Source organism: Streptococcus sp. 2579, from assembly GCF_013277195.1.
In the GTDB taxonomy this organism is placed as follows: Bacteria; Bacillota; Bacilli; order Lactobacillales; family Streptococcaceae; genus Streptococcus.
In genome coordinates this window covers 1-2,579 of the sequence record NZ_VMMM01000021.1, presented here as the reverse complement: position 1 = coordinate 2,579, position 2,579 = coordinate 1, and the positions used below count along the sequence as shown (strand labels likewise).

Here is a 2,579-nt window from a genome sequence, read left to right as displayed (position 1 = left end):
CCAGACTACGAACATAGACGTGCCTTGAGCCTTAGAGCCACAAAGGTTTGAGAAGGGTTTGAGGGGTGCGATATTTCGGCGACAAATTCGCTAAAAAATAACTTTTTGTGCGACAAGTGTTGACTAAGTATTCCAAAAGTGTTACACTATTCTCGAAAAGGAGGGGATTTGTATGGCAACCCAAAAAAAGAGAGTCGCGCTTAGCCTCGCAGATGAGGTTGCGAAACAACTTGAGGAAATCGCAAAAGAAAAAGGCTTGAGTAAATCAGCCTTAGTTACTGTTTGGATTGAAAAAAATCAGGAAGGAAAACGATAAAAAAAGAGCCTTTTGGCGAAGGCTTTGAGAATTGTTGTTAAAGGTATTATACCATGCCTAAAGAAAAAAGTCGATATTTTGTATTTCTATTATATCCCGATACGTTGCCTGAAAACTGGGAGATAGAACTAGAAACTTTGGGGACAGCTATTGCAGTTTCTCCCCTGCACGACAAAGATAAAAGTAAGGTAGAAGGGCAAGAATACATCAAGCCACACTACCACTGTATATATATTGCAAAAAATCCAGTAACTGCGGACTCTGTAAGAAAGAAAGTGCAGAGAGTATTAGGGCAACAAGCCATTGCAAAAGTACAGGTCTGTCTGAATGTTGGAAATGCTTATTTGTATTTAACGCATGAATCCAAAGACGCGAAAGCTAAAAATAAACATGTGTACGATAAGCAAGAAATTAAACTGCTCAATAACTTTGATATAGACCGATATGTTAGTTTGGATAGTGCTGAAAAAGATGATTTGCTAGACCTGATTTGTGAGGTTATAGCACATTATGAGTTGGCCAATATACTTGAATTAAAAGATTTTGTAGACAGGTATGGGCCACAAGTTGGCTTGGCAAGTATGAAGGTAGTAAATAAGATTTTGAGGTCACATACAGGATTGGTGCGCCTATATTTTGATGGTTCGTATCAGACAAGGAAGAACGGCCTTAAGAGAGTAGAGGAACAAATAGAAAGCGGAGAAGGAGAAAATCATGGCAGAAAAGAAGGCGAGATATAGACTACAAGGTACAGTAGATATTTCTGAATATGAGCAGTTCCAGAGGGTCAAGGAAAAATATGAAACGCAACAGACCTATGGGGTTAAACAGACAGATGGAGCTTTTATAATGGCTCTTGCTATGTATTGGGATAAGAATAATTGATAAGGTAGCCTGATATGGCTATCTTTTTTGTTGACTTAAACAAGCTAAAGGAGTATAATGAAAATATACTCCAAACGTACCACTCCAAATGTACCAACACAGAGGAGGATATGGAGCAGAAAGGAGCGGCGATGATTACATTAGCTAAACTGAAAGAAAAAGTAAAACTGCTTGATATAGATGCGGGTGTGCTGGCGCTGATGCCTGATTATGGCATAAGAGAGAAATCAAAGGAAGTAAAAGTAGTTTGTAAAAAACTTGAAAGGAGCATAAGTGAAAAGAACTGGGTGAACTGTATAGTTTTGTTAGGAGAAATAGAAAAGTTTGAAAACTATTATCGGAATTGGTTGATTGATAGGGAGGGAGAAGAGAACAGTGAAGTATTGGAAGCAATGCATGAATATATAGTAGAACTAGAGATAGGAATTGAAGAAAGATTGAGAGAGGGCAAGAAAAAATGCCGAGGAAGACGCGTGAAATTAGTGAGGTCAAAAAATCCTTCGTTCAAAGACTCTTTAAGACGGAAATTTTCGAAGAACGAGGAGATTTGAAGGATTTATCGCTCCAGGAGTTAGAAGAGGCTCTAGGAGATGTAGAAACGCTTAAAACAGACCTTGGAGCGATGAGTCGGTGTCTTATGGAGGAAATGAGGAAAAAGATAAGGGAAGAAGGAAAAACGAAAAATATTAAAAAAATAAACTTTAAGAGGAAAGAGGTAAATCAATAATGGAAAGTGTTAAAGTAGCTGTTGTAGCAATATCGCAGAAGAAAGAAAAGGAAAAGGGCTGGATTAAGGTTGCGACACTTGATGGAAGGTCATGGACGGACATGGGAGCTCATTTTGACAAAGAAGAGTTTGGAGAACTCTTCTGTGAGGATAGAGCTGGTTTGTATGAAATTGAATTCAAGAACGTTGCGAATTTTGGGGAGAATTCAAAATTCGAAGTGGTAGCGGCCAAGTGTTTGGTAACCTTTAATGAGTTGGTAAAAAGGGCGGAGGGGAGTAGATAAAATAAACACAAAAAATCGTTTTGATCAAAATTTTTTTCACTAGCTAAAGCTAGGGTGCAAAAAATTTTTAGCCACAACGATTTTTTTTGTAAAGATTTATATTTCAGGGCTAGCCATAGCTAGCCATTAGCGGTGAATGATATGGCTTGCCCATATCAGAGGCAGAGCCTAATCAATACTCTAGTTTTGGATTTTTTTGGAAAATTCGAGAAGTGATAGGACGAAAATGCCCTTGCCTAAAACCTCCTCGGAGGCGCGAAGCGGACGGCCTCCGAAATCCTATTAGTAAAAAATGGGAGAACAAATCAGGAGGGAGAGGGAGGGGGCGAGCGTTAGCGTACATGACCCCCCTTTTATGTTCCGAGTG

Annotated in this window: 6 protein-coding genes; all 6 read left to right on the top strand. The window is 39.0% G+C overall.

Features of this window, described 5'->3' with window-relative positions; translation table 11 throughout:
* The first annotated feature begins 172 nt into the window (after positions 1 to 172).
* The 6 genes from HT725_RS08840 (at position 173) to HT725_RS08815 (ending at position 2,212) form a co-directional block, all read left to right on the top strand.
* Positions 173 to 316 (top strand): CopG family transcriptional regulator, encoded by a 144-nt coding sequence (locus tag HT725_RS08840; RefSeq protein ID WP_173253437.1) that lies wholly within the window; start codon positions 173 to 175, stop codon positions 314 to 316.
* Between the two features lie 53 nt (positions 317 to 369).
* Positions 370 to 1,056 (top strand): replication protein, encoded by a 687-nt coding sequence (locus HT725_RS08835; protein WP_173253436.1) that lies wholly within the window; start codon positions 370 to 372, stop codon positions 1,054 to 1,056.
* Positions 1,031 to 1,201 carry a hypothetical protein gene (locus HT725_RS08830; protein WP_173253435.1) on the top strand — a complete coding sequence of 57 codons (171 nt, stop codon included), beginning with the start codon at positions 1,031 to 1,033 and terminating at the stop codon, positions 1,199 to 1,201. The genes HT725_RS08835 and HT725_RS08830 overlap by 26 nt, the downstream gene beginning before the upstream one ends.
* Positions 1,202 to 1,311: 110 nt before the next feature.
* Positions 1,312 to 1,752 (top strand): hypothetical protein, encoded by a 441-nt coding sequence (locus HT725_RS08825; RefSeq protein ID WP_173253434.1) that lies wholly within the window; start codon positions 1,312 to 1,314, stop codon positions 1,750 to 1,752.
* On the top strand, positions 1,749 to 1,928 hold the full coding sequence (locus HT725_RS08820; protein WP_173253433.1) for a hypothetical protein: 180 nt from the start codon (positions 1,749 to 1,751) through the stop codon (positions 1,926 to 1,928). The genes HT725_RS08825 and HT725_RS08820 overlap by 4 nt, the downstream gene beginning before the upstream one ends.
* A complete protein-coding gene (locus HT725_RS08815) occupies positions 1,928 to 2,212 on the top strand; it encodes a hypothetical protein (protein ID WP_173253432.1) in 285 nt (94 codons plus the stop codon). Before HT725_RS08820 ends, HT725_RS08815 begins: the two co-directional genes overlap by 1 nt.
* Positions 2,213 to 2,579 lie beyond the last annotated feature (367 nt).

Coding starts and splice junctions, on each gene's coding strand:
- HT725_RS08840 (WP_173253437.1), top strand. CDS start 173: ATGGCAACCCAAAAAAAGAGAGTCGCGCTTAGCCTCGCAGATGAGGTT.
- HT725_RS08835 (WP_173253436.1), top strand. CDS start 370: ATGCCTAAAGAAAAAAGTCGATATTTTGTATTTCTATTATATCCCGAT.
- HT725_RS08830 (WP_173253435.1), top strand. CDS start 1,031: ATGGCAGAAAAGAAGGCGAGATATAGACTACAAGGTACAGTAGATATT.
- HT725_RS08825 (WP_173253434.1), top strand. CDS start 1,312: ATGGAGCAGAAAGGAGCGGCGATGATTACATTAGCTAAACTGAAAGAA.
- HT725_RS08815 (WP_173253432.1), top strand. CDS start 1,928: ATGGAAAGTGTTAAAGTAGCTGTTGTAGCAATATCGCAGAAGAAAGAA.